General features: G+C 67.0%; 25 protein-coding genes. 20 read left to right on the top strand and 5 right to left on the bottom strand.

What is annotated here, in order from left to right; translation table 11 throughout:
• The first annotated feature begins 152 nt into the window (after window positions 1–152).
• The 3 genes from ACP690_RS12330 to ACP690_RS12340 are packed head-to-tail and all read left to right on the top strand — an operon-like array spanning window position 153 to window position 3,438.
• A complete protein-coding gene (locus tag ACP690_RS12330; RefSeq protein WP_426261276.1) occupies window positions 153–2,102 on the top strand; it encodes a pilus assembly protein TadG-related protein in 1,950 nt (649 codons plus the stop codon).
• Window positions 2,099–2,728 (top strand): TadE/TadG family type IV pilus assembly protein, encoded by a 630-nt coding sequence (locus tag ACP690_RS12335; RefSeq protein ID WP_426261275.1) that lies wholly within the window; start codon window positions 2,099–2,101, stop codon window positions 2,726–2,728. Before ACP690_RS12330 ends, ACP690_RS12335 begins: the two co-directional genes overlap by 4 nt.
• Complete coding sequence (locus tag ACP690_RS12340) at window positions 2,719–3,438, top strand: TadE/TadG family type IV pilus assembly protein (RefSeq protein ID WP_426254606.1); 720 nt, start codon at window positions 2,719–2,721, stop codon at window positions 3,436–3,438. Before ACP690_RS12335 ends, ACP690_RS12340 begins: the two co-directional genes overlap by 10 nt.
• A gap of 42 nt (window positions 3,439–3,480) precedes the next feature.
• Here ACP690_RS12340 and ACP690_RS12345 read toward each other — a convergent pair whose 3' ends face one another.
• Both ACP690_RS12345 and pdhA read right to left on the bottom strand, forming a co-directional pair.
• A complete protein-coding gene (locus ACP690_RS12345) occupies window positions 3,481–4,884 on the bottom strand; it encodes a pyruvate dehydrogenase complex E1 component subunit beta (RefSeq protein ID WP_017978904.1) in 1,404 nt (467 codons plus the stop codon).
• A 1-nt stretch (window position 4,885) separates the two neighbouring features.
• The gene (gene pdhA / locus ACP690_RS12350) at window positions 4,886–5,926 is read right to left on the bottom strand and encodes a pyruvate dehydrogenase (acetyl-transferring) E1 component subunit alpha (protein WP_017978905.1); all 1,041 of its coding nucleotides are present in this window, start codon (window positions 5,924–5,926) and stop codon (window positions 4,886–4,888) included.
• A gap of 295 nt (window positions 5,927–6,221) precedes the next feature.
• Here pdhA and ACP690_RS12355 point away from each other — a divergent pair, with 295 nt between their 5' ends.
• The 3 genes from ACP690_RS12355 (at window position 6,222) to ACP690_RS12365 (ending at window position 9,963) form a co-directional block, all read left to right on the top strand.
• Window positions 6,222–7,577, top strand: coding sequence for an MFS transporter (locus ACP690_RS12355; RefSeq protein WP_426261274.1), 1,356 nt, complete (start codon window positions 6,222–6,224; stop codon window positions 7,575–7,577).
• Complete coding sequence (gene cysK, locus ACP690_RS12360) at window positions 7,574–8,494, top strand: cysteine synthase A (RefSeq protein ID WP_017978907.1); 921 nt, start codon at window positions 7,574–7,576, stop codon at window positions 8,492–8,494. The genes ACP690_RS12355 and cysK overlap by 4 nt, the downstream gene beginning before the upstream one ends.
• A 212-nt stretch (window positions 8,495–8,706) precedes the next feature.
• Window positions 8,707–9,963 (top strand): cell wall hydrolase, encoded by a 1,257-nt coding sequence (locus ACP690_RS12365; protein ID WP_426261273.1) that lies wholly within the window; start codon window positions 8,707–8,709, stop codon window positions 9,961–9,963.
• Between the two features lie 445 nt (window positions 9,964–10,408).
• Here ACP690_RS12365 and ACP690_RS12370 read toward each other — a convergent pair whose 3' ends face one another.
• Window positions 10,409–10,660, bottom strand: a complete 252-nt coding sequence (locus tag ACP690_RS12370) for a DUF7218 family protein (protein WP_426261272.1) — start codon at window positions 10,658–10,660, stop codon at window positions 10,409–10,411.
• 131 nt (window positions 10,661–10,791) lie between these two features.
• Between ACP690_RS12370 and purF the strand changes: the two genes are divergently transcribed.
• From purF to ACP690_RS12440, 14 genes are all read left to right on the top strand, one after another.
• Window positions 10,792–12,264: an amidophosphoribosyltransferase gene (gene purF, locus ACP690_RS12375; RefSeq protein ID WP_043059267.1), complete on the top strand. Its 1,473-nt coding sequence runs from the start codon at window positions 10,792–10,794 to the stop codon at window positions 12,262–12,264.
• Window positions 12,264–12,971 carry an SDR family NAD(P)-dependent oxidoreductase gene (locus ACP690_RS12380; RefSeq protein WP_426261271.1) on the top strand — a complete coding sequence of 236 codons (708 nt, stop codon included), beginning with the start codon at window positions 12,264–12,266 and terminating at the stop codon, window positions 12,969–12,971. The genes purF and ACP690_RS12380 overlap by 1 nt, the downstream gene beginning before the upstream one ends.
• An 81-nt stretch (window positions 12,972–13,052) precedes the next feature.
• Complete coding sequence (locus ACP690_RS12385; RefSeq protein WP_024310548.1) at window positions 13,053–13,631, top strand: NifU family protein; 579 nt, start codon at window positions 13,053–13,055, stop codon at window positions 13,629–13,631.
• Window positions 13,631–14,224, top strand: a complete 594-nt coding sequence (locus tag ACP690_RS12390) for a malonic semialdehyde reductase (protein ID WP_426261270.1) — start codon at window positions 13,631–13,633, stop codon at window positions 14,222–14,224. The genes ACP690_RS12385 and ACP690_RS12390 overlap by 1 nt, the downstream gene beginning before the upstream one ends.
• 223 nt (window positions 14,225–14,447) lie before the next feature.
• Window positions 14,448–15,089, top strand: coding sequence for a tRNA (adenosine(37)-N6)-threonylcarbamoyltransferase complex dimerization subunit type 1 TsaB (gene tsaB / locus ACP690_RS12395; protein ID WP_426261269.1), 642 nt, complete (start codon window positions 14,448–14,450; stop codon window positions 15,087–15,089).
• Window positions 15,089–15,556 (top strand): GNAT family N-acetyltransferase, encoded by a 468-nt coding sequence (locus tag ACP690_RS12400; protein ID WP_426261268.1) that lies wholly within the window; start codon window positions 15,089–15,091, stop codon window positions 15,554–15,556. The genes tsaB and ACP690_RS12400 overlap by 1 nt, the downstream gene beginning before the upstream one ends.
• Before the next feature lie 90 nt (window positions 15,557–15,646).
• Window positions 15,647–16,069 (top strand): Fur family transcriptional regulator, encoded by a 423-nt coding sequence (locus tag ACP690_RS12405; RefSeq protein WP_017978916.1) that lies wholly within the window; start codon window positions 15,647–15,649, stop codon window positions 16,067–16,069.
• Between the two features lie 10 nt (window positions 16,070–16,079).
• Window positions 16,080–16,796: a lysophospholipid acyltransferase family protein gene (locus ACP690_RS12410; RefSeq protein ID WP_426261267.1), complete on the top strand. Its 717-nt coding sequence runs from the start codon at window positions 16,080–16,082 to the stop codon at window positions 16,794–16,796.
• Window positions 16,797–16,851: 55 nt separating this feature from the next.
• A complete protein-coding gene (miaB, locus tag ACP690_RS12415; protein ID WP_426261266.1) occupies window positions 16,852–18,192 on the top strand; it encodes a tRNA (N6-isopentenyl adenosine(37)-C2)-methylthiotransferase MiaB in 1,341 nt (446 codons plus the stop codon).
• 78 nt (window positions 18,193–18,270) lie between these two features.
• A complete protein-coding gene (locus ACP690_RS12420) occupies window positions 18,271–19,266 on the top strand; it encodes a PhoH family protein (RefSeq protein ID WP_043059261.1) in 996 nt (331 codons plus the stop codon).
• A 48-nt stretch (window positions 19,267–19,314) separates the two neighbouring features.
• Window positions 19,315–19,578, top strand: a complete 264-nt coding sequence (locus ACP690_RS12425) for a type II toxin-antitoxin system VapB family antitoxin (RefSeq protein ID WP_426261265.1) — start codon at window positions 19,315–19,317, stop codon at window positions 19,576–19,578.
• Window positions 19,575–19,973, top strand: coding sequence for a type II toxin-antitoxin system VapC family toxin (locus tag ACP690_RS12430; RefSeq protein ID WP_426261264.1), 399 nt, complete (start codon window positions 19,575–19,577; stop codon window positions 19,971–19,973). The genes ACP690_RS12425 and ACP690_RS12430 overlap by 4 nt, the downstream gene beginning before the upstream one ends.
• Window positions 19,970–20,482 (top strand): rRNA maturation RNase YbeY, encoded by a 513-nt coding sequence (ybeY, locus tag ACP690_RS12435; protein ID WP_426261263.1) that lies wholly within the window; start codon window positions 19,970–19,972, stop codon window positions 20,480–20,482. Before ACP690_RS12430 ends, ybeY begins: the two co-directional genes overlap by 4 nt.
• A gap of 11 nt (window positions 20,483–20,493) precedes the next feature.
• On the top strand, window positions 20,494–21,402 hold the full coding sequence (locus ACP690_RS12440) for a hemolysin family protein (RefSeq protein WP_063689446.1): 909 nt from the start codon (window positions 20,494–20,496) through the stop codon (window positions 21,400–21,402).
• 184 nt (window positions 21,403–21,586) lie between these two features.
• On the opposite strand, the gene ACP690_RS12445 is transcribed toward ACP690_RS12440, so the two are convergent.
• Complete coding sequence (locus ACP690_RS12445; protein ID WP_426261262.1) at window positions 21,587–22,792, bottom strand: class I SAM-dependent methyltransferase; 1,206 nt, start codon at window positions 22,790–22,792, stop codon at window positions 21,587–21,589.
• A gap of 28 nt (window positions 22,793–22,820) precedes the next feature.
• The gene (locus ACP690_RS12450) at window positions 22,821–23,729 is read right to left on the bottom strand and encodes a histone deacetylase family protein (protein WP_426261261.1); all 909 of its coding nucleotides are present in this window, start codon (window positions 23,727–23,729) and stop codon (window positions 22,821–22,823) included.
• Window positions 23,730–23,786 lie beyond the last annotated feature (57 nt).

Raw genomic sequence — 23,786 nt, forward strand, 5'->3', positions numbered from 1 at the left:
GGCGGACCGCTGCCCGTCCGCATCGCGACTTGCAACCCCCGCGACCGCGTCTGGCGGATGAGGCGATAGGACCGGACCGGATACGGCATTTACGTAATCGTCAGTATTAAGCGCTTAGAATATCAGTCGATTATGGACAGGGCTCGCGCGGCGTGACGATCGATCGGCAACTGACGGATACCCACGGCCAGCCTTCGTTCCTGTCCCGCTTCGCCCGGGCGAAGGGCGGCAATACGCTCGCGATGCTCGCCGCCTTCCTGATCCCGATGTCCGCACTCACCGGATCGGCTGTCGATTTCGGACGCATGTATCTGGTGAAGGTGCGGTTGCAACAGGCGTGCGATGCGGGCGCGCTGGCCGGCCGCAAGGCGATGGCCGACAGTAGCAGCAGCACGCTGGACGCAGCCGCGGCGGCGACGGCGAAGACGTTCTTCGCCAACAACTTCCCCAGCGGGATCATGGGGACGCCAGCCTATACCAACGCGACCGTGCCCTTCACGCCGACCAAGACGAGCGACAATCAGGTCGCCGGCACCGCCTCCGTCCGGGTGCCGACGACGGTGATGAAGATGTTCGGCATGCCGGCGCGGACGATGACCGTGACGTGCGAAGCGCGCTTCGATGTCGCCGATTCGGACGTCATGTTCGTGCTCGACACGACCGGGTCGATGGCCTGCACGCCCGCCAACAGCTGCACGAACCAGACCAGTACCTACACCCGTCCCGATGGGACGACCGGTTATTATGCGGTCGAGGCGGATGGATCCAAGATTTCAGGCCTACGATCGGCGGTGCTCAGCTTCTACGACACGATGACGGCGAATGCGGATACGTCGACGCACGTGCGCTATGGCTTCGTCACCTATACGTCGACAGTCAATGCCGGGTTCGCGCTGCCATCGAGCGCGATCGTCGACAGTTGGACCTATCAGTCGCGGCGGATCGTCGGCGAAACCAACAATGGCGATGATACGTCGAGCACCAGCTACAATGTCTCGCAGAGAAACTGCAACAACCGCGCGACGGGACGTTCGCCGCAGAACGTAATCAACCCCGACGGATCGGTCGCGACGTACGTGTTCCGCGCCGACGGCACCGCGGAATATGTCACGTCGAGCTGGTCTAGTTATTCCGGCGGCACCTGCACCGTCACCACCGATCCCAAGATGCCGGTCTGGCAATATCAGCCGGTGTCGTATGACGTCAGCCAATTCAAGCTGGGCAATGCGGTGCCCGATCCCAGCAAGGTCACCGGGCAGACCGCCAAATGGCAGGGGTGCCTGGAGGAGCGCAATACCACCTACGGTGCGCTGAGCTTCGACCAGGGCAACCTGCCGCCCGACCTCGATCCCGATGCCGTCGCGGCCAGCGATGCGACGCGCTGGCGGCCGATGTGGCCGGAGGTCGTCTATTATCGCGGCTCGACGTCGAACCCCAATGCCGGCAATACCGCGCGGCCCTATTCGCCGACTTCGCCCTTCGTGTACGGCGACGTGTCGACCACGACGACCAACGCCACGGCGACCTGGACGTCGCTCGCCTACACCGCGAACCTGCGGGCGGCCTATGTGTCGTGCGGCAAGCCCGTGCGCCGGCTCGGCGTGATGACCCGCAGCGACGTGTCCGATTACGTCAACGCTGTCGATTTCAAGGCGCAGGGCGGCACCTATCACGACACGGGCATGATCTGGGGCACGCGGCTGCTGTCGCCGACCGGCCTGTTCGCGACCGATACCGCCGCCTGGCCGGGGCGTCAGGCGCCCAATCGGTATATCGTGTTCATGACCGACGGCGACATGGCGCCCAACCCGATGATCTACGGCATGTACGGGCTGCAGGCCTATGACGGCCGGGTCGCGAGCACCGGTACGGATGCCAATGGCCTGATCCCCTATCACAATGCCCGCTTCCTCGCCGAATGCACCGCGGCCAAGGCGCGCAACATCACCGTGTTCGTCATCGGTTTCGGCCAGACGCTGACGCCGCAGCTGACGCAATGCGCCTCGCCCGGCCAGGCCTTCTACGCCAGCGACAATGCGTCGCTCGACGCGGCCTTCCGCCGGATCGCGAACCAGGTGGCGCTGCTGCGGGTGTCGAAATGAGGATTGGCCGCGGACTGCTGTCGCGACTGGGTCGCGACCGGCGCGGCGTCACCCTCGTCGAGTTCGCGATCATCTTTCCGGTGATGGCGCTGATGATGATGGGTCTCGGCGACATGCTGTACCAGATGTACGTCAAGCAGCTGCTGTACGGCGCGATCCAAAAGGCGGCGCGCGATTCGGGGATCCAGGGCGGCGCGCAGCAGACCGCGACCATCGACGCACGCGTGCTACAGATGATGACGGGCGTCATGGCGATGCCGACCGCGTCCTGCGCCACCACGCCGATGCCGGGAACCTATTGCTCGACGCGGCTCAGCTACGCGACGTTCAGCGCGGTCGGCCCCGAACCGTTCGAGGATACCAACGGCAACAACCAGCGCGATCCGGGCGAATGCTATCGCGACATCAACGGTAACGGCAGCTGGGATGCGGAGCCGGGCACGACCGGCCAAGGCGGCGCGAACGACGTGACGCTGTATCGGATCCGTATCACCTATCCGCGGATCTTTCCGGTCGCGCCGCTGATCGGCGCCTCGCCCTATCAGACGGTGACCGCCGAGACGCTGCTGAAGAACCAGCCCTATGCGACGCAGGCGGCGCCGACGGTGAATCGTCTATGCAATTGACCCCCCAATACCAGACCCTGTGGCGGCGGCTGGCGCGCAACCGCCGCGGCGTGGCGATGATCGAATTCGCCTTCGCCGGGCCGGTCGTGCTGGCGCTGGGCCTGTATGGCGCGGAGATGGGCAATCAGGCGCTGACGCATATGCGGATCAGCCAGATCACGCTCGCCCTCGCCGACAATGCCTCCCGCATGGGGCAGATGGGGGCGAACAACATCGAGCAGATGCGCGACGGGGACATGAACGACGTGCTGCAGGCGGCGCGGTTGCAGGGTGCGCCGCTGAAGCTCGGGACGTACGGCCGGGTCACGATCTCCAGCCTGGAATATATCCAGCAAAGCTATGACAGCGCGCGGGTGCAGCGCATCCACTGGCAGCGATGCATGGGGATGAAGCGCGGGCCGGGATATGAATCGAGCTATGGCACGACGTCGGCGACCGCCGGATCGACCGCGACGTCGTCGGACGCCGGCACCTTGGCCCCCAACGGCATGGGCGATCCCGGCCGCATGGTCAGCGCGCCCGCGGATACGGGCGTCATCTTCGTCGAGGTGAATTACCAGTATCAGCCGCTGGTCAGCGCGTGGCTCGCGAAGCCGTTCCGCATGCATTACGTCGCGTCGATGATCGTCCGCAACAATCGCGACTTCCGGCAGATCTACAATCCGCTCAATTCGGCCCAGCCGTCGACCTGCGACCTGTTCGCGGCGTAAGCGGTCGAAGGGGACGGCGCAGCCGCCCCCTTCCCGTCCGTATCAGACGATCTTCTTGACGGTCGCGACGATCTTGGCGGCGTCGATCAGCGCCTTCTTTTCGAGGTTCGCGGCATACGGCAGCGGCACGTCCTCGTTGGTGACGCGCAGCACCGGCGCGTCGAGGTCGTCGAAGCCCTGTTCCATCACCACCGCGGCGATCTCGCTGGCGATCGAGCAGGTCGGCCAGCCTTCCTCGACCACGACGAGGCGGTTGGTCTTGGCGAGGCTCTTCAGCACCGTCTTGGTGTCGAGCGGACGCAGCGTGCGCAGGTCGATGACCTCCGCCTCGACGCCGTCCTTCGCCAGCGTCTCGGCGGCTTCGAGCGCCAGGCCGACGCCGATCGAATAGCTGACGAGCGTGACGTGCTTGCCTTCGCGCATGATCCGCGCCTTGCCGATCGGCAGGACGTGATCGTCCAGCTTCGGCACGTCGAACGAGCGGCCGTACATCAGCTCGTTTTCGAGGAAGACGACGGGGTCTTCGCTGCGGATCGCGGCCTTCAGCAGGCCCTTGGCATCGGCCGCGTCATAGGGCGCGATGACGATCAGGCCGGGGACGGATGCGTACCACGGACCGTAGTTCTGGCTGTGCTGAGCGCCGACGCGGCTCGCTGCGCCGTTCGGACCGCGGAACACGATCGGGCAGCGCATCTGGCCGCCGGACATATAGTTGGTCTTGGCCGCCGAATTGATGATGTGGTCGATCGCCTGCATGGCGAAGTTGAACGTCATGAATTCGATGATCGGGCGCAGGCCGCCCATCGCCGCACCGGTGCCGACGCCGGCGAAGCCATATTCGGTGATCGGCGTGTCGATGACGCGCTTGTCGCCGAATTCGTCGAGCAGCCCTTGGGTGACTTTGTACGCGCCCTGATACTGGGCGACTTCCTCGCCCATCACGAACACGCGCTCGTCGCGGCGCATTTCCTCGGCCATCGCGTCGCGCAAAGCCTCGCGGACGGTGGTCTTCACCATCTCGGTGCCTTCAGGGATCGCCGGGTCCTGCTTGCCCTCGTTCTCGGCCGCTTCGAACATCTGGCGCGTGCCGGTCTCGACCTTTTCCTGCGCGGGGTGAGCCGAATCCTCGACCTTGTCCGCCGGCTTGGCCTCGTCCGCCTTGGGGCTGTCGCTCTTCGTCGTGGCGACCGAATCGGCGCTCTCGCCGTCTTCGAGCAGCACGGCGATGACTTCGCCGACCTTCACATTATCGGTGCCTTCGGCGACGACGATCTTGCCGATCGTGCCTTCGTCGACGGCTTCGAATTCCATCGTCGCCTTGTCGGTTTCGATCTCGGCCATGATGTCGCCGGACTTCACCGTGTCGCCTTCCTTGACGAGCCACTTGGCGAGCGTGCCCTCTTCCATCGTCGGCGACAGCGCCGGCATCTTAATCTCGATCGCCATCTCAGTAGGTCTCCACCAGCACGTCGGTATACAGCTCGGCCTCTTCGGGCTCGGGCGTGCTTTCGGCGAAATCGGCGGCTTCGTTCACGATCTTGCGGATATCCTGTTCGAGCGTCTTGAGATCGGCCTCGGTCACACCGTGGCCCTCAAGCAGCTTCTTGACGTGGTCAATGGGGTCGGACTTGTCGCGAACGCCCTGCACTTCCTCGCGGCTGCGATACTTGGCGGGGTCGGACATCGAGTGGCCGCGGTAGCGATAGGTCTTCATCTCGAGGATGACCGGCCCCTTGCCCGCGCGCACCCAGGCGAGCGCTTCCTCGGCGGCGCCGCGGCAGGCGAGGACGTCCATGCCGTCGACCTGGATGCCGGGGATGCGGAAGCTTTCGCCGCGGCGATAGAGCTGGTCTTCCGACGAGGCGCGGTTGACGCTGGTGCCCATGGCGTACTGGTTGTTCTCGATCACGAAGATGATCGGGAGCTTCCACAGCTCCGCCATGTTGAAGCTTTCGTAGACCTGGCCCTGGTTGGCCGCGCCGTCACCGAAATAGGCGAGGCAGACGCCGCCGTCGTTGCTGTACTTGTGGCCGAAGGCGAGACCGGTGCCGAGCGACACCTGCGCGCCGACGATGCCGTGTCCGCCGTAGAACTTATGTTCGGTTGAGAACATGTGCATCGAGCCGCCCTTGCCGCGGCTGATGCCGGCGGCACGGCCGGTCAGTTCGGCCATGATCACCTTGGGATCAATGCCATAGGCGAGCATGTGGCCGTGGTCGCGATAGCCGGTGATCACCGAATCCTTGTCGCCGTCCAGCGCCGACTGCAGGCCGACCGCGACCGCTTCCTGGCCGATATACAGGTGGCAGAAGCCGCCGATGAAACCCAAGCCATAGAGCTGGCCCGCCTTTTCCTCGAACCGGCGGATCAGCAGCATCTGCTTGTAGAAGTCGAGCAGTTGCTCCTTCGTCGCCTCGAACGGCTTGGGATCGGCGGGACGCTCGCGATTGCTGAGCGGTACGGCGGGAGGAGCAGGCGATTTGGCCACGTATTACCTCAACGGTCCTGGGGATGTGACCGAGCCTATAGGCCGGGTTCACGGGGAACATCAATTCCCTGGGGTAAGATGGCTGTGACGTAGCGTTTCTGGTGGCTTCTTTCGTCATCCCGGCGCACGCCGGGATCCACGGACACGCGACGCTCGCGATGGCGCATCACCATCAGCCGCCCGCAACCATGGATCCCGGCGTCCGCCGGGATGACGAAGAGTGGGCAGAACATGAGGGGCACCAAAGCGCAACTATGTTGCCCTTCCCCTCGGCCCGCGCCAAAGCTCGTCCGACATGAGCACGCGCCCCGTCCATCCGTTCCGCATCGCCAACTTCCGCGCCTATTGGCTGTCGCGGTTCAGCGGGACGATCGCCGTATCTGCGATGTCGATCGTGATCGGCTGGCAGGTCTACAACCTCGCGCGTGTGACGATGGACGTGCGGCAGGCGGCGTTCATGCTGGGCATGATCGGCTTTGCTCAGTTCGTGCCGCTGTTCCTGCTGACCCCGGTCACGGGCCTGGTGGCCGACAGCGTCGACCGGCGTTGGATCGTGCGCAGCACCACCGCGCTGCTGGTCGCGACGGCGGGAATGCTGTGGTTCATGACCTGGTCGGGGCGCCTGACGCTGATCGCGCTGTTCGCCGCGGCGGTGGCGTTCGGCGTGGCGCGGGCATTTTCGGGTCCCGCCTATTCGGCGCTCGCGCCCAATCTGGTGCCGCGCGAGAGCCTGCCGACCGCGATCGCGGTCAGCTCGATCGCGTGGCAGGTGGGCACGATCGCCGGCCCCAGCGTCGGCGGGCTGCTCTACGCCATCCACCCCGAGGTCGCCTATGGCGTCGCCACCGTGCTGTTTGCAGTCGCGTTGACCTTCATGTTCCTGATCGGCCCCGTGCCGCAGCCGCCGTCGCAGCCCGACCACCGGCCGCTGGCGCGAATCGCAGAGGGCTTTTCCTACGTCCGCCGCAACCGGCTGGTGCAGGCGGCGATCACGCTCGACCTGTTCGCGGTGCTGCTCGCCGGTGCGACCTCGCTGCTGCCCGTCTATGCGCGCGACATCCTGCATGTCGGGTCGCAGGGGCTGGGCGTGCTGGCCGCGGGCATGGGGATCGGTGCGGCGACCACCGCGATCTGGTTCTCGTTCAAGCCGATGAGCACCAACGTCGGCGTCAAGATGCTCGCCGCGGTCGTTGTGTTCGGCCTGTCCATCCTGACCTTCGGCATCGCGAGCCATGTCACGGGCGCACTCGGCCTGGCGACGCGGACGGTTCAGCTCGGCAGCGTCGCGGTGTTTGTCCATCCGGCGTTCCTGCTCAGCCTCGTCGCGCTGATCGTCGCGGGCGGGGCGGACATGGTGTCGGTGTACGTCCGCCAGTCGCTGATCCAGCTCCACACCCCCGATGCGATGCGTGGGCGGGTGAGCGCGGTGTCGCAGCTGACGATCTCGGCGTCCAACGAACTGGGCGAATTCGAGAGCGGGGTGATGGCATCGCTGCTCGGCCCGGTGGGCGCGGTCGTGTTCGGCGGGCTGGGCGCGATCGGTGTGACCTTGCTGTGGGCGCGGCTGTTTCCGGAACTCGGCGCCGCGCGAACCTTTGACCCGCCAGAGATCCTGCAAACCGAACCTAGCCACGGAGACGCCAAGCCATGAAGGCCAACACCATCCTGGAAACGATCGGCAACACGCCGCACATCCGCGTGTCGAAGCTGTTCCCCGATTCGGAGGTCTGGATCAAATCCGAACGGTCGAACCCCGGCGGATCGATCAAGGACCGTATCGCGCTCGCCATGGTCGAGGCGGCGGAGGCGAACGGCGACCTGAAGCCCGGCGGCACGATTATCGAACCGACCAGCGGCAACACCGGCGTCGGCCTCGCGATGGTCGCGGCGGTGAAGGGCTATAAGCTGATCCTCGTGATGCCCGAATCGATGTCGCTGGAGCGGCGGCGGCTGATGCTCGCCTATGGCGCGACGTTCGATCTCACCCCGCGCGAGAAGGGCATGAAGGGCGCGATCGAGCGCGCGATCGAGCTGGTGCATGCGACGCCGGGTGCATGGATGCCGCAGCAGTTCGAAAATGGTGCGAACGTCGACGTGCATGTCCGCACGACGGCGCAGGAAATCCTGAACGACTTCCGCGATTCGCCGATCGACGTCATCATCACCGGCGTCGGCACCGGCGGCCATATCACCGGCGTTGCCGAGACGCTGAAGAAGGCATGGCCGAACCTGAAGGTCTTCGCGGTCGAGCCGGCGGCGTCGCCGGTGATCGCAGGCGGCCAGCCCGGGCCGCACCCCATCCAGGGGATCGGGGCGGGCTTCATCCCACGCAACCTGCATACCCAGGCGTTGGACGGGGTGATCGAGGTGGATGCCGCGGTCGCCAAGGACATGGCGCGACGCTCGGCGCGCGAAGAGGGCATTCTGGTCGGAATTTCGTCGGGCGCGACGCTGGCGGCGATCCTGCAGAAGCTGCCGGACCTGCCGGATAACGTGCGTGTGCTCGGGTTCAATTACGACACGGGCGAGCGCTATCTGTCGGTGCCGGACTTCCTGCCGGAGCAGTAAGCTCTCCCCGTCATTCCCGCGCAGGCGGGGATCCAGACTGGCTGCCCTGTCGGCTCGATCCGCCACGGTAGCGTGTCTGGATTTCCGCCTTCGCGGGGATGACGGACAAGGGGGAGCCGGATTGCCTAATGCGGCAATCGCAACCACACACAGCCGTAATGACTTCGGCGAATCACGGCGGCGCGGCCCCCTACCCCCTTTGGCTACGCCCCGTGCTGGCCGTCACCGCCTTGCTCGCGATCGGCGTGCCGGCGTGGGTGGTGGCGCACCCGCCGACGATCCCGAAGGCGCATAAGGCGGTCCGGCTTCCCCCGCGCCACGTCGTGCCTGCCGCCGAAGTGCCGGACGTCGAGCCGGTCGCGTTCGTCGACCTGTCGGCCGAGGATGCCAAGGCGTACAATGACGCCATCCCCTTCTCCACCCTGCCCAATCCCGCCGCGCGGCCGTTCCGCTTCGCCGGGGGCGCGGAAGACCGGGCGCGGGCGCTCGACTGCATGGCGGCAGGGGTGCTGTACGAGGCGGGCGACGATGCCGAGGGCGAGCGTGCGGTCGCGCAGGTGGTGCTCAACCGGCTGCGGCATCCGGCGTTTCCGAAGACGATCTGCGGCGTGATCTTCGAAGGGCAGGAGCGCAGCACCGGCTGCCAGTTCAGCTTCGCCTGCGACCATGCGCTCAGCCGCTGGACCCCGACCGCCGACCAATGGCGGCGCGCGCGCAGCGCGGCGAACGCCGCCCTATCCGGCGCGGTCTATCGGCCGGTGGGCTATGCGACGCATTACCACACCGACTGGGTCGTCCCCTATTGGCAGGCGAGCCTGGACAAGGTGGTCGCGGTGCACAGCCATCTGTTTTTCCGCTGGACGGGATGGTGGGGCACGCCGCCCGCGTTCAACCGGCAGGTGAGTTCCGCGGAGCCGGTGATCGCCCAGCTCGCCTCCGTGTCCGATGCGCACAAGACCGGCGCGGCGCTCGCCGAAGCGGATACGGCGCTGCTCGATGCGGCGGAGGCATTGGGGATGCTGGGCGACGATGGTGCGGCCGCGACGGTCGCAGCGACGACGCCGGTGGCGGACGGGACGAACGAGACGATCCTCGCGACGCTGCCCAAGGGCGTGATGCCGGACCTGTATCCCGCGGTGGCGATGAAGGCCTGCGGGGAGCGCAAGACCTGCCGTTTTTCGGGCTGGACCGAAGCCGCCGCGACGCCCGCCGCGACGCCGCTGACGACCGAGCAAGTGGCGGCGATGGCGTTCAGTTACTGGCGCGATCGGGATGCGGGGATTGAGCGACCGTTGTGGAATTGTGCGCTGACCAAACGCGCGGACCGGCGGCAGTGTATGAAGCAGCAGGTGTTGCTGAGCGCCGTGCCGGTGACTGCGGCGACGACGGTGCCTGTTCCAGCCTTGAAGGGGCCGGAGGACCTAGGCGGCGTGCGGCGCAAGGGTGATGCCGTGTCGGGCGGCCGGTAGGCATCCGCAAACGCGCCGTCACCCCGGACTTGGTCCGGGGTCCACCGGGCCGCCAGGGGTCGGCTAGAGCCTCTTGCCGTCCCCCCGGCCGCGAAGTGGACCCCGGACCGAGTCCGGGGTGACGGGGAGTGGTGGGGCAGCCGCAGTGCATGAATTAGCAGGCCTTGCAGGGCGCGGTGCCATTGGCTGCGAGGACGGCAGTGTGGGTGCTGGTTCCCGTGGCGAAGGGGCCGGAAGATCTGGGCGGCTTGCGGCGTAAGGGGAACGTAGCGGGCCCGTGATAGGGGTCCCCCCCCCGTCACCCCGGACTTGGTCCGGGGTCCACTGGGCCGCGGGGGGTCGGCTAGAGCCTCTTGGCATCCCCCCAGCCGCGGAGTGGACCCCGGAACAAGTCCGGGGTGACGGGTGAAGTGGGGCGACGTTCGCGCGCCTCTAGCACTTACCCTCACTTATGCCCGCGGATCGCCTTAATCAGCGCGGGCTTGTCCATCGTCGATCGGCCTTCGATGCCGATCTCGCGGGCTTCCTTCATCAGGTCGGCCTTGGTGCGATCTTCCAGGTGTGTCGCCTTGTGGTCGAGCGATCCGTTCGCCTTGGCATTGGCGATGCGCGCGGCCTTTTCCTTCGAATTGCCCTGTTTGCGAAGCTCTTCGTACAGGCCGTCGTCCTTGATCTGTGCGCCGTGATCCTTTGCCATCGTCCGACTCCACTCCCGAAAGCGCCATAACGAGCGGACGGGGGAAACGGTTCGATCGGTCATGACAAATGCGCGACAAAGCCGGATTGCGCTCCTATATGGCCACCCGCCGTCATGTGAGCCCCCTCCCCATGCTGACTACCAATCCGTTCGAAACCACGACCGAAGACGGCGATACGCTGCGCGAGGAATGCGGCGTGTTTGGCGTGTCCGGCAGCGATAGCGCCGCGGCGCTGGTCGCGCTGGGGCTGCACGCCCTGCAGCACCGCGGACAGGAAGCCGCCGGGATCAGCAGCTTCGACGGCACGCTGTTCCACACGCATCGCGCGATGGGCCATGTCGCGGGCAATTTCGATCGCGACGACGTGATCCGCGCGCTACCCGGCACCACCGCGGTTGGCCACGTCCGCTATTCGACGACCGGCGAGACGGCGCTGCGCAACGTCCAGCCGCTGTACGCCGACCTGTCGACCGGCGGCTTTGCGGTCGCGCACAATGGCAATATTTCCAACGCGATGAAGCTGCGGCGTGAGCTGGTGCGGCGTGGATCGATCTTCCAGTCGACCAGCGACACCGAGACGATCATCCACCTGGTGGCGACGTCGAACTACCGTACGCTGCTCGACCGGTTCATCGATGCGCTGAAGCAGGTCGAGGGCGCCTATAGCCTGGTCGTGATGACGCCCGAGGGCATGATCGCCTGCCGCGATCCGCTGGGGATTCGGCCGCTGGTGATGGGGCGCCTGGACGGCGCGGTGATCTTCGCGTCCGAAACCGTGGCGCTCGACGTGTGCGGCGCGACGTTCGAACGGCAGGTGGAGCCGGGCGAACTGGTGATCGTGCAGGGTACGGACATCCGATCGATCAAGCCGTTCGAAGCGGTGGCGCCCCGGCCGTGCATCTTCGAATGGGTGTATTTCAGCCGCCCCGATTCGATCGCGGGCGACCAGTCGGTCTATTCGGTGCGCAAGGCGATCGGCGCGCAGCTGGCGATCGAGGCGCCGGTCGAGGCCGACCTCGTCATCCCGGTGCCCGATTCGGGCGTGCCGGCGGCGATCGGCTATGCGCAGGAATCGGGCATTCCGTTCGAGCTGGGCATCATCCGTTCGCATTATGTCGGCCGCACCTTCATCCAGCCGGGCGACAAGGTGCGCCATCTGGGCGTGAAGCTGAAGCACAACGCCAATCGCGCGCTGATCAAGGGCAAGCGCATCGTGCTGATCGACGATTCGATCGTCCGCGGCACGACCAGCCTGAAGATCGTGCAGATGATGCGCGATGCCGGCGCGGCCGAGGTGCATATGCGCATCGCATCACCCCCGACGCGGCACAGCTGCTTCTACGGTGTCGACACGCCGGAGCGGGCCAAGTTGCTCGCGGCCAAGCATGACGTCGGTGGCATGACCGACTTCATCCATGCCGACACGCTCGCCTTCGTCTCGATCGACGGCCTGTACAAGGCGCTGGGCGAGGAACAGCGCGCGTCGCGCCTGCCGAAATATTGCGACGCCTGCTTCACCGGCGACTATCCGACGACGCTGACCGACCATGACGACGTGGCGGACGTCGACCAGTTCGCGATGCTCGAAGAGCGGGTGAACTGATGGCCAAACCACTCGACAACCAGCTCGCGCTCGTCACCGGCGCCAGCCGCGGCATCGGCGCCGCGACCGCCATCGCGCTGGCGGCGGCGGGCGCGCATGTCGTGCTGACCGCGCGGACGGCAAAAGACCTGGAGGCGGTTGAGGAAACGATTTTCGACGCGGGCGGATCGGCGACGATCGCCCCGCTCGACATGACGCAGACCGACAGCATCGCCCGGCTGGCAAGCGCGGTCGGCGAACGCTGGCAGGCGCTGGACGTGCTGGTTCTCAACGCCGGCATGCTGGGCACGCTGGCGGCAGTGCCGGCGATCGATCCCAAGGAATTCGCGCAGGTGCTGACGCTGAACGTTAGCGCGCAAGTGGCGATGATCCAGGCGTTCGATGCGATGCTGCGCAAGGCGCCGGCGGCCAAGGTGATCGGCGTTACCTCCAGCGTCGGGCGCAACCCGCGTGCCTATTGGGGTGCCTATGGCGCGTCCAAGGCGGCGTTCGAGACGCTGATCGGCGCCTATGGCGACGAGACAAGCGAGATCAGCGGCATCCGAACGGTGATCCTCGATCCCGGCGCGACCCGGACCAAAATGCGCGCGCGCGCCTATCCGGGCGAGGCGCCGGAGTCGGTGAAGCCGCCGGAAGTGGTGGCGGAGCGGATCGCGGCGCTGGCGATCGCGGGCTTCCCGGCGGGGCATCGCGAGCGGGTGGGCTGAGGCTCCCCGCTTCGCGACGGGAAACAAAGCCTTTCTGCGGCTGTGCTTGATCCGCAGCCGCACGCGGTCCACATGGCCCCCATGCTGATCGAGACCGAAGCCACACCCAATCCGGCGACCCTCAAGTTCCTACCGGGCCGCATCGTCATGGACGCGGGCACGCGCGATTTCGCGACGCCCGAGGAAGCGGAGGCGAGTCCGCTCGCCGAGATGCTGTTCGCGCTGGGCGATGTGACCGGCGTGTTCTTCGGCCGCGACTTCGTGTCGGTGACAGCGGCGCCGGGCGTCGACTGGGTCGGCCTGAAGCCTGACGTGCTGGCGATCCTGCTCGATCATTTCGCCGCCAACATGCCGCTGTTCCGCCAGGGCAGCGCGGGCTTCAGCGTGCCGGCGGGCGACAGCGACGAAGTGACGACCGACGATCCCGCCGATGCCGAGATCGTCGCGCAGATCCGCGAGCTGATCGACACGCGCGTGCGCCCGGCGGTGGCGAACGACGGTGGCGACATCGTCTATCGCGGATTCGACAAGGGCAAGGTGTACCTGCGCATGCAGGGCGCCTGCGCCGGCTGCCCGTCGTCCAGCGCGACGCTGAAGAACGGTATCGAGCAGCTGCTGAAATATTATGTTCCCGAAGTCACCGAAGTGAGGGCCGTCTGATGAGCGAAGCCGTGAACGACGCCGCGCTCGACACGCTGTTCCGCACCGCACGCACCTTCAACGGCTATACCGATCGCCCGGTGAGCGACGAGCAACTGCGCCAGATCTGGGATCTGATGAAATGGGGTCCGACCTCCGCCAACCAGCTGCCCGCGCGGCTGGTCTGGTGTGTCAGCGACGAGGCCAAAGCGAAGCTCGCCGCCTGCGCATCGGAGGGCAATCGCGACAAGATCCTGAAGGCGCCCGTCACCGTCATCATCGGCATGGACGTCGAGTTCCACGAGCATCTGCCCGAACTGTTCCCGCATACCGACGCCAAGTCTTGGTTCGACGGCAATACCGAATTGCGCGTCGCGTCTGCGTTCCGCAATTCGTCGTTGCAGGGCGGCTATCTTATCCTGGCGGCACGGGCGCTGGGGCTGGATACCGGGCCGATGTCTGGCTTCGACCAGGGCGCAGTGGACAAGGCGTTCTTCGCCGACCAGCCGGGCGTGCGCAGCAACTTCATCGCCACCTTGGGCTATGGCGATCCCGCCAGCCTGCACCCGCGCTCGCCGCGGCCGGCGTTCGAGAAATTCAACACGGTCGCGTAAATCCGTCGCCGATCGGGGATTGTGAGCGTCCTTCCGCATATCCGTCGTCACCCCGGATTTGGTCCGGGGTCCACCATCCCGCGGGGGTGGAGCTGGAGCCTCTTGCCGTTCCCCTCGCCGCAGAGTGGACCCCGGACTAAGTCCGGGGTGACGGGGGGCATGTGGTAACCGCCACTCGCATCTTGCCCCGGCGCGCGGGCTGCCGCAAAGCAGGCGCTTCATCATGACTGCCCGCACTCTCGTCATCGACACCGCCACCGCCGCCTGCTCGATCGCGCTGATCGAAGGCGGGCAGGTCATCGCCGCCGAGCATCGCGAGGTCGGGCGCGGCCATGCCGAACAGTTGCTGCCGATGATTGCCGCTTTGCCCGATGGCGGACGCGCCGGGCATATCCTGGTCGACGTCGGCCCCGGCAGCTTTACCGGCCTGCGCGTCGGCATCGCCGCGGCCCGGGCGCTGGCGCTTGGCTGGGGCAGCACCGTCGCCGGCTATTCCAGTCTGTCGCTGCTCGCCGCGGCCGCCTTTGCCGGCGGGCGTGAGGGCCAGATCGCCGCGATGCTGGAGGGCGGGCATGGCGAGGTGTTCGTGCAGAGCTTCGCGGCCGGACCGGTGCCGCTCGATGCACTCGCCTCGCTGAAGCCGGAGGCAGCAATCGCCGCTTTGGGCGAACGCTATCCGGTCGGCAACGGCCTGCGCTGGCTGCAACAGGTCGCCCCCGACCTCACCGGCCAGCCCGCTTTGCCCGATGCGCGCGACGCTCTGCTGCTGCCCGAGGCGTTGCAGACGCTGCCCGCGCGTCCGGTCTATGGCCGTGCGCCCGATGCCAAGCTGCCCGGCGGCCGCGTGCCGGAGCCGGCGGCCTGATGGCGACGCACCAGATCCTGCTGCGCACCGGCGACCCGCGCGACGTCGCGACGGTCGACGCGCTGATGACCGCCGCCTTCGACCCACGCTATGGCGAGGCGTGGACCCGCAACCAGTGCCTGGGGGTGCTCGCGATGCCGGGCGTGCGACTGACGCTGGCGCTGGTCGACGATCGGCCCGCCGGATTCGCGATGGTGCGCAGCGTGATGGAAGAGGCGGAGCTGCTGCTGCTCGCGGTCGATCCCGCCTTTCGTCGGCGGGGCATCGGCACCGCCCTGCTGCGCGCGGTGATCGCCGAGGCGCAGATGAGCGGCATCGCGGACCTGCATCTGGAGGTGCGGGCGAACAATCCTGCGGTGGCGCTGTATACCGAGCAGGGCTTTGCCAAGGTGGGCGAGCGGCGCGGCTATTATCGCGGACGTGGCGGCGAGGCGTTCGACGCGCATACGTATCGGCGGGCGGTGTAAGGCGACCGGGCTCGATCGATCGTCGCACCCGATCACTGTTGCGAGTCGGTTTCGCTTTTCGCAACAAGCGCACTGTTCTACACGGTGCTCATGCCTCGCAAGATCGACCTCGAAGCCCTGTGCAATCAAAAGGGCCTGCGCATCACCGAACAGCGTCGCGTCATCGCGCGCGTCCTGTCGGAAGCTGAAGACCATCCCGACGTCGAAAAGGTGTATGAGCGCGCGTCGCTGATCGATCCCGGCATTTCGATCGCCACCGTCTATCGCACCGTGCGCCTGTTCGAAGAGGCCGGCATCCTGGATCGCCATGACTTCGGCGACGGCCGCGCGCGCTACGAACCGTCACCGGAAGCGCATCACGATCACCTGATCGACGTCGAGACGGGCAAGGTCATCGAATTCGTCGATCCGGAACTGGAGCAGCTGCAAAAGGCGATCGCCGAGAAGCTGGGCTTCCGCCTGGTCGATCATCGCATGGAATTGTACGGCGTCAGCCTCGATCGCAAGGCATAAGCGCGGGCGCGTGATCGCCAACCTGCGCCTCGCGATCCGGTTGGCGACGCTGGTGATCGCCCTGATCGCAGCGCTCTGCATCCACGGCCTGTGGCGGGTGTTCCGCCTGCCCTCGCCCTGGCCGCGGCTGTTCCTGGGCAGCGTCGCGTGGATCGTCGGTGCGCGCGTGCGCGTGATCGGCCGGCCGCTGAAGCGCGACGTCGTATTCCTGGCCAATCATTTGAGCTGGATCGACATCCTCGCCATCGCCGGCGCGACCGGCAGCGCCTTCGTCGCCAAGGCGGAGCTGCGCGCGGCGCCGCTGGTCGGCTGGCTGTGTACGCTGAACCGCACGATCTTCGTGACGCGCGAGGACCGGTTGCAGGTGTCGGCGCAGATCGCCCGGCTGCGCGATGCGCTGGCCGAAGGCTGGGCGGTGACGATCTTTCCAGAAGGCACGACCAGCGACGGCACGACGCTGCTGCCGTTCAAGGCGGCGCTGCTCGCCGCGCTCGATCCGCCGCCGCCGGGTGGCCGCGTGCAGCCGGTGCGGGTCGATTACGGTCCGGCGACCGCCGAGCTTGCGTGGGTCGGCGACGAACCGGGACAGGTCCATGCACTGCGCGTGCTGCGGCGCCGCGGCACGTTTCCGGTGACGCTGCATATGCTCGATGCCTTCGACCCGGCCGAGATCGGCGGCCGCAAGGCGATCGCCGCGCGGGCGCGGGAGGCGATCGGCGCGGCCTGACCGTCAAGCGGGGGGCGCTAGCGACGCCGAGCCCATTCCTGTATGGCCCGCGGCCATGACCCCCGCCGACAGCCCCAAGCCTGCGCCCAAGACCTTCCACGTCAAGTCGTTCGGTTGCCAGATGAACGTCTATGACGGCGAGCGCATGGCCGAACTGATGACCGCGGAAGGCATGACCGCCGCCGCCGACGCGGCCGACGCGGACCTGGTCGTGCTCAACACCTGCCATATCCGCGAAAAGGCGACCGAGAAGGTCTATTCGGACATCGGCCGGCTGCGCAAGGACGCGCGGCTCGCCGAGCGGGCCGCGCCGATGATCGCCGTCGCCGGCTGCGTCGCGCAGGCGGAGGGCGAAGAGATCGTCCGCCGTGCGAACGTCGATGTCGTGGTGGGGCCGCAGGCGTATCACAACCTGCCGGGCCTCGTTGCGCAGGCGGCGAGCGGCGCGCCCGGGCTCGACACCGACATGCCGTTGCTGTCGAAGTTCGGTGCCTTGCCCGCGCGGCGTCGCGTCGGGCCGTCGGCTTTCCTGACGGTGCAGGAAGGCTGCGACAAATTCTGCACCTATTGCGTCGTGCCCTACACGCGCGGCGCCGAGGTGAGCCGTCCGTTCGCGGCGGTCGTCGACGAAGCGAAAGCGCTGGTGGATGCGGGTGCGCGCGAGATCACGCTGCTGGGCCAGAACGTCAACGCCTGGGACGACGACGGGCGGGGCCTGCACGACCTGATCCGCGTGCTCGACCGCATCCCCGGCCTCGCACGGATCCGCTACACGACCAGCCATCCCAACGACATGGCGCAGGGCCTGATCGACGCGCACGGCGACGTCGAGAGCCTGATGCCGTTCCTGCACCTGCCGGTGCAGGCGGGCAGCGACCGGGTGCTGAAGGCGATGAACCGCAGCCACGATTCCGACAGCTACCTGCGCCTGCTCGACCGCGTACGCGCCGTGCGCCCCGACATCGCGCTGTCGGGCGACTTCATCGTCGGCTTTCCGGGTGAGACCGAGGCGGAGTTCGCCGAGACGCTCGCGCTGGTCGATGCGGTCGGATACGCGCAGGCCTATTCGTTCAAATACAGCCCCCGCCCCGGCACCCCCGCCGCCGACATGGCCGGCGCCGTGCCGCCGGAGGTGATGGACGAACGGCTGCAGCGCCTGCAAGCCGCGCTGGGCCGCGACCAGCAGGCGTTCAACCAGGCGAGCGTCGGCCGGACGTGCGACGTCCTCATCGAGCGCAAGGCCAAGCTGCCCGGCCAAATGCTCGGCAAGTCGCCCTGGCTGCAATCGGTGCACATGATGACCGACGCGGCGATCGGGGACATCGTGACGGTCGACCTGCTGTCCGCCGGCCCGGTCTCGATGGCAGGCGCGGTGCGGGTGAAGCAGGCCGCATAGATCGGCACGTTTGCCGCTTCCCTTTCGCGCGCGGGCATCCCACATTCGGTGCATGCCATTTCGGCACGAAAGGATTGCATGAGTCGCAAGCCCGTCCCCGCCCGCTCCGGTGAACGCAGCCGGGCGGAGGTGTTGTTCGACAAGCCGCAGCTGCTCGCCACGCTGTTCGGCCAATATGACCAGAATCTGGTGGCGCTCGAAAACCGGCTGGGTGTCTACATCACCGCACGCGGCAACCGCGTCGGGCTGGAGGGCGCCGCCGAGAATGTCGCGCTGGCGCGCGACGTGTTGCAGGACCTGTACCAGCGCATCCAGCGCGGCGAAGAGATCGACACCGGTTTGGTCGATGCCTCGATCGCGATGGCGGCCGAACCGACGCTCGACGGCATCGTCAGCACCGAACGTAGCGCGATTCCGTCGATCATGATCCGCACGCGCAAGAAGACGATCGTGCCGCGCACCCCGGCGCAGGCGCATTACATGCGCGAATTGAGCACGCACGACATGATCTTCGCGCTGGGGCCCGCGGGTACGGGCAAGACCTATATCGCCGTCGCCCAGGCGGTGTCGCAGCTGATCACCGGCAGCGTCCAGCGGCTGATCCTGTCGCGCCCCGCGGTCGAGGCGGGCGAGAAGCTGGGCTTCCTGCCCGGCGACATGAAGGATAAGGTCGATCCCTATCTGCGCCCGCTCTACGATGCGCTGCACGATTGTCTGCCTGCCGAGCAGGTCGAGCGGCGGATCGCGAGCGGCGAGATCGAGATCGCGCCGATCGCCTTCATGCGCGGTCGCACGCTCGCCGATGCCTTCGTCATCCTCGACGAGGCGCAGAATACGACGCCCGCGCAGATGAAGATGTTCCTGACCCGCTTCGGACAGAACAGCCGGATGGTGATCTGCGGCGATCCCAACCAGACCGACCTGCCCGGCGGCGTCGCGGCAAGCGGCCTGGCCGATGCGACGATGCGGCTGGAGGGCGTCGAGGGTATCTCGATGACGCGCTTCAGCAGCGCCGACGTCGTCCGCCATCCGATTGTCGGGCGGATCGTCGAGGCCTATGAGGGGGCCGGTTGACGGAAGCGTATATCCTCGCCACCTTGGCGGGATATACCGGAGGTGACGATGGCGTCGCTCTACATCAAGAATGCGGACACCGCCGATCTGGCGCGCGAAGTCGCCGAGTTGCTCGGTACGAGCAAGACGGCGGCGGTCCACGATGCCCTGCTCCACCGCAAGCGTGAGCTGGAGCAGGAGCGTCGGTCCCCCGGCGTGCCGCTGCGCGAGCGCATGAAAGCCTGGCGCGAGGCACATCCGCTGGGTCGCTCGACCGGCCTCGTTGCGGACAAGGCGTTCTACGATTCGCTCAACGACGAGAACGACGATTGACCATCTTCGTCGACGCCTCGGCGATCGTCGCGATCGTCTATGGCGAACCCGAGGCCGACGACTTGGCCGATGCGATCGAGGCGCATAACGACCGGCTGTATTGTGCGGTCGGCGCGTGGGAAGCTGCCCACGCCATCGCCCGTCTGCGGGAGGTGAGGCTGCACGAAGCAGCGGAAGCCGTAAGCGGTTTTGCCTATGAGGCCGGCTTGCGCGTCGTGTCGATCGGCGAACCGGAACGGGATGAAGCGATCCGTGCGGCGGCGCGTTACGGCAAAGGCTCACGCCACCCCGCCCGCCTCAACATGGGCGATTGTTTCGCTTATGCCTGTGCCAAGACCAATGACGCCCGCCTGCTGTACAAGGGCGACGATTTCTCGAAGACGGACCTTGCATGATCCACATCGAACTCGCCCATGAGACGCCCTGGCCCGACGCCACCGATTGGGACGCGCTCGCCGTCCGGGCCGCGCGCGCGGCGATCGAGCGGACGCCGCATGGCGAATTGCTCACCACGCCCGCGACTGTCGAGATCAGCGTCCGTCTGACCTCTGATGACGAGGTCCACGCGCTTAACCGTCAGTATCGGCAGAAGGACAAGCCGACCAACGTCCTGTCCTTTCCGATGGTGCAGCCGGATCTGATCGATACGGTCAGCCAGAATAGCGACGATGGCGAGCTGTTGCTGGGCGATATCGTGCTTGCGCATGGGGTATGCGAACGCGAGGCGGCCGAAAAGGGCGTTGGCGTCGAAGAACATGCCACGCACCTGCTGGTACATGGCACGCTGCATCTGCTAGGCTACGACCACATGGGGGACGACGAGGCCGAGGCGATGGAGGAGATCGAGCGTCAGGCTCTGGCCACGCTCGGCATCGCGGACCCTTATCTCGTGCGTGAGGACTGACACAGACTGCCATGGCAGAGGACCGAAGTAGCGCCGGTTACGGCGACTCCAACGAATCGAGTATCTGGCGCGGGCTGCGCACGCTGATCTTCGGCGGCGGGCAGGAGGAATCGCTCCGCGACCAGCTGGAAGAGGCGATCGACCGGCATGAGGACGATCCCGGTCCCGACGCCAAGGGCGACCTGACACCGCTGGAACGGCAGATGGTGCGCAACCTGCTGCATTTCGGCGAGCGCGACGCGGGCGATGTCGGCGTGCCGCGTGCGGACATCATCGCGGTCGAGGAAAACACCACCTTCGCGCATCTGGTGCAGATCTTCGCGGAGGCGGGGCATAGCCGCCTGCCCGTCTATCGCGGGCAGCTGGATACGATCATCGGCATGGTCCACATCAAGGATGTGTTCAACATCCTGGCGACCGGCGCCGACCATCCGACGAGCATCGCCGGACTGATCCGCGAACCGCTGTACGTGCCGATGAGCCGCGGCGCGCTGGACCTGCTCGCCGACATGCGCCAGCGCCATGTCCACCTCGCCATCGTGCTCGACGAATATTCGGGCACCGAAGGCCTGGTGACGATCGAGGATCTGATCGAGGAGATCGTCGGCGAGATCGAGGACGAGCATGACGAGGCGCCGAGCGCGCTACTCGTGCCGATCGACGGCGGCGCGTGGGACGCGGATGCCCGCGCCGAGCTGGAAGATGCGGCCGAGCTGATCGACCCTCGCCTGGGCGAAGCCGAGAGCGACGTCGATACGCTGGGCGGCCTTGCGGCGGTGCTGGCGGGGCATGTGCCGCACGTCGGTGAGTGCGTGGATCACCCGTCGGGCTGGAAGTTCGAAGTGCTCGATTCGGACGAGCGGCGTATCCATCGCCTGCGGCTGCATCCGCCGGTGGCACGCGAGGTGGAAGACGCCTGAGGGTTGGGCCGAGCTTTGGTTCGGGCTGATCGACAGTCTGGACAGCGCGTTATTCCTCCCCCTGCCAGGGGGAGGAGGCGGTGACGGGGGCGGACAGCAGATCCTCCATAACAGGGCGATACCCTGACCTCCCCTCCGTCATGCCTGCGGCATGCCACCTCCCCCTGGCGGGGGAGGACTTTGTCTAGCTCTGCTTGACCAGCGTGACCTGCGCGACGTCGATGCCGCCGCCGCGGAAGCCGCCTTCGCAATACATCAGGTAATAGCGCCACAGGTCGCGGAAGCGGGCATCGAGCCGTTCGGGCAGGCGGCCCGCCTTGTCGGCATTGTCGAACCGTTCGCGCCAGTGGCGCAGCGTCTGCGCATAATCGAGGCCGAAGGCGTGGTGATCGGTCCAGGCGAGGCCGCGCGCTTCGCACAAGGCGCGGAAGCGGCTGTCCGACAGCAGCATGCCGCCGGGGAAGACGTATCGCTGGATGAAATCGACGCTGGAGGCGTAGCGTTCGAACACGTCGTCGGCGATGCTGATATATTGGATCGCGGCGCGGCCACCGGGCTTCAGGACGCGGGCGAGCGTGTCGCAATAGGCGGGCCAATAGGCCTGGCCCACCGCCTCCACCATCTCGATGCTTGCGACCGCGTCATAGGTGCCGGTGATGTCGCGATAATCGGTGAGCGAGACGGTGACGCCGGGAAGCGCGCGGGCGTCGACCTCCGCTTTTTGCTCGGTGGACAGGGTGAGGCCGTGGACGCTGCGGCCCGCCGCCGATGCCGTGGCGGCAAAGGAGCCCCAGCCGCAGCCGATTTCTAGAATGGTGTCGCCGGGCACGGTGCCGGTGCGGTCGAGGATTGCCGTGAGCTTGCGGCGCTGGGCCTGCGCCAGCGTATCGCCCGAACCGTAGATGCCGCTGGAATAGGTGAGGCTGGGGTCGAGCCATTCGCGGTAGAAATCGTTGCCGAGATCGTAATGGTCGGCGATGTTGCGGCGCGAGCCCTTGCGGTCGTTGCGCCGTAGCGCGTGCCAGCCGCGTAGCAGCAGCTTCGGGATACCGCCGGCGCGAGCGACATTGGCGAGCGGCACGCGGTTGCGCATGAACAGGTCGAACAGCGGCACCGGATCGGGGCTGGACCAGTCGCCGTCCGCCCAGGCTTCGTACCAGCCCACCGAACCGCCGGTGGCGAGGCGCACGAGCGCGCGCCAGCGGTGAATGGTGACGAGCGGCACCGGCCCCGGCTTGCGCCCGCCGAGCAACCGATGCGTGCCATCGGGCAGCCGCGCCTCAATCCCACCGCGCACCAGCCCGGTGTCGATCCGGTCGAGAAAGCGGTGAAATGCGGGCGCGAAAAGGCGTTGCTGAAATGTGTCCCCGGGCATGTCGGGCGCGCTCATGCCGCAGCTTGGCCGCAGTGGAAAGGGGTCAGACGATCGCGGCTCCGCGCGCCATCGCCTCGCCCAGGGTCAGGATCGCGGTGACGTGGCGGCGAGCGATCTCCAACGTGTCGTCGCCATAGCCGCCACCGACGGTGCTCGCGAGCGGCACGCCGTCCGCAAGGCGGGCGATCAGCCGTTCGCGCGCGACCAGCCCATCGAGGCTGAGCGACAGGCGCCCGAGCCGGTCGCCGACAAACGGATCGACGCCTGCCTGGTACAGGATCAGCTGCGGCCGGTGTTCGGCGACAAAGGGCGCGAGCGTCGCCTCCAGCGTGGCGAGATAGCCGGCGTCATCCACGCCATCGGCGAGCGGCACGTCGAGCGTCGAGCGCGCCTTTCGGGCGGGGAAATTCTTTTCGGCATGGATCGAATAGGTGGCGATCCCTGGTCGCCCGGCGAGCAAGGCCGCGGTGCCGTCGCCCTGATGGACGTCGCAGTCGACCACGACGAGGCGTTCGACCGTGCCCTCGTCGATCAGACGCACGGCGGCGAGCGCGAGATCGTTGAACACGCAATAGCCGGCACCGGTATCGGCGAGCGCGTGGTGGCTGCCGCCCGCGGTATTGGCGGCAAAGCCGTGGCGGAGTGCAAGCTGCGCGGCGAGCCACGTACCGCCGGGCACCGCCGCGGCACGGGCCGCAACTTCGGGGGTGATCGGAAAGCCGATGCGGCGGGCCTTGGGCGCGGGGACGCGTGCTTCCAGCACCTCGGCGACGTAATCGGGATCGTGGACTGCCTCCAGCCAGCGCCGGGGCATCGCTTCGGGTTCGTGCCACGTCACGAAGTCACCCGCCTCGCGCAGCAGGTCGCGGATCAGGCCATTCTTGTTCCAGCGGTAGGTGGAGCGCGCCGGTGCGGGCGCGACATAGGCGGGATGATGGACGACGGCGATCACGCTGCCTAGGTAGGAGCGATCGAGCGCCGCCCCAAGCGGTGCGGCGCCGGAGAGAGC

This window comes from Sphingomonas sp. DC4900 (genome assembly GCF_049896485.1).
Classification (GTDB): domain Bacteria; phylum Pseudomonadota; class Alphaproteobacteria; order Sphingomonadales; family Sphingomonadaceae; genus Sphingomonas; species Sphingomonas aquatilis.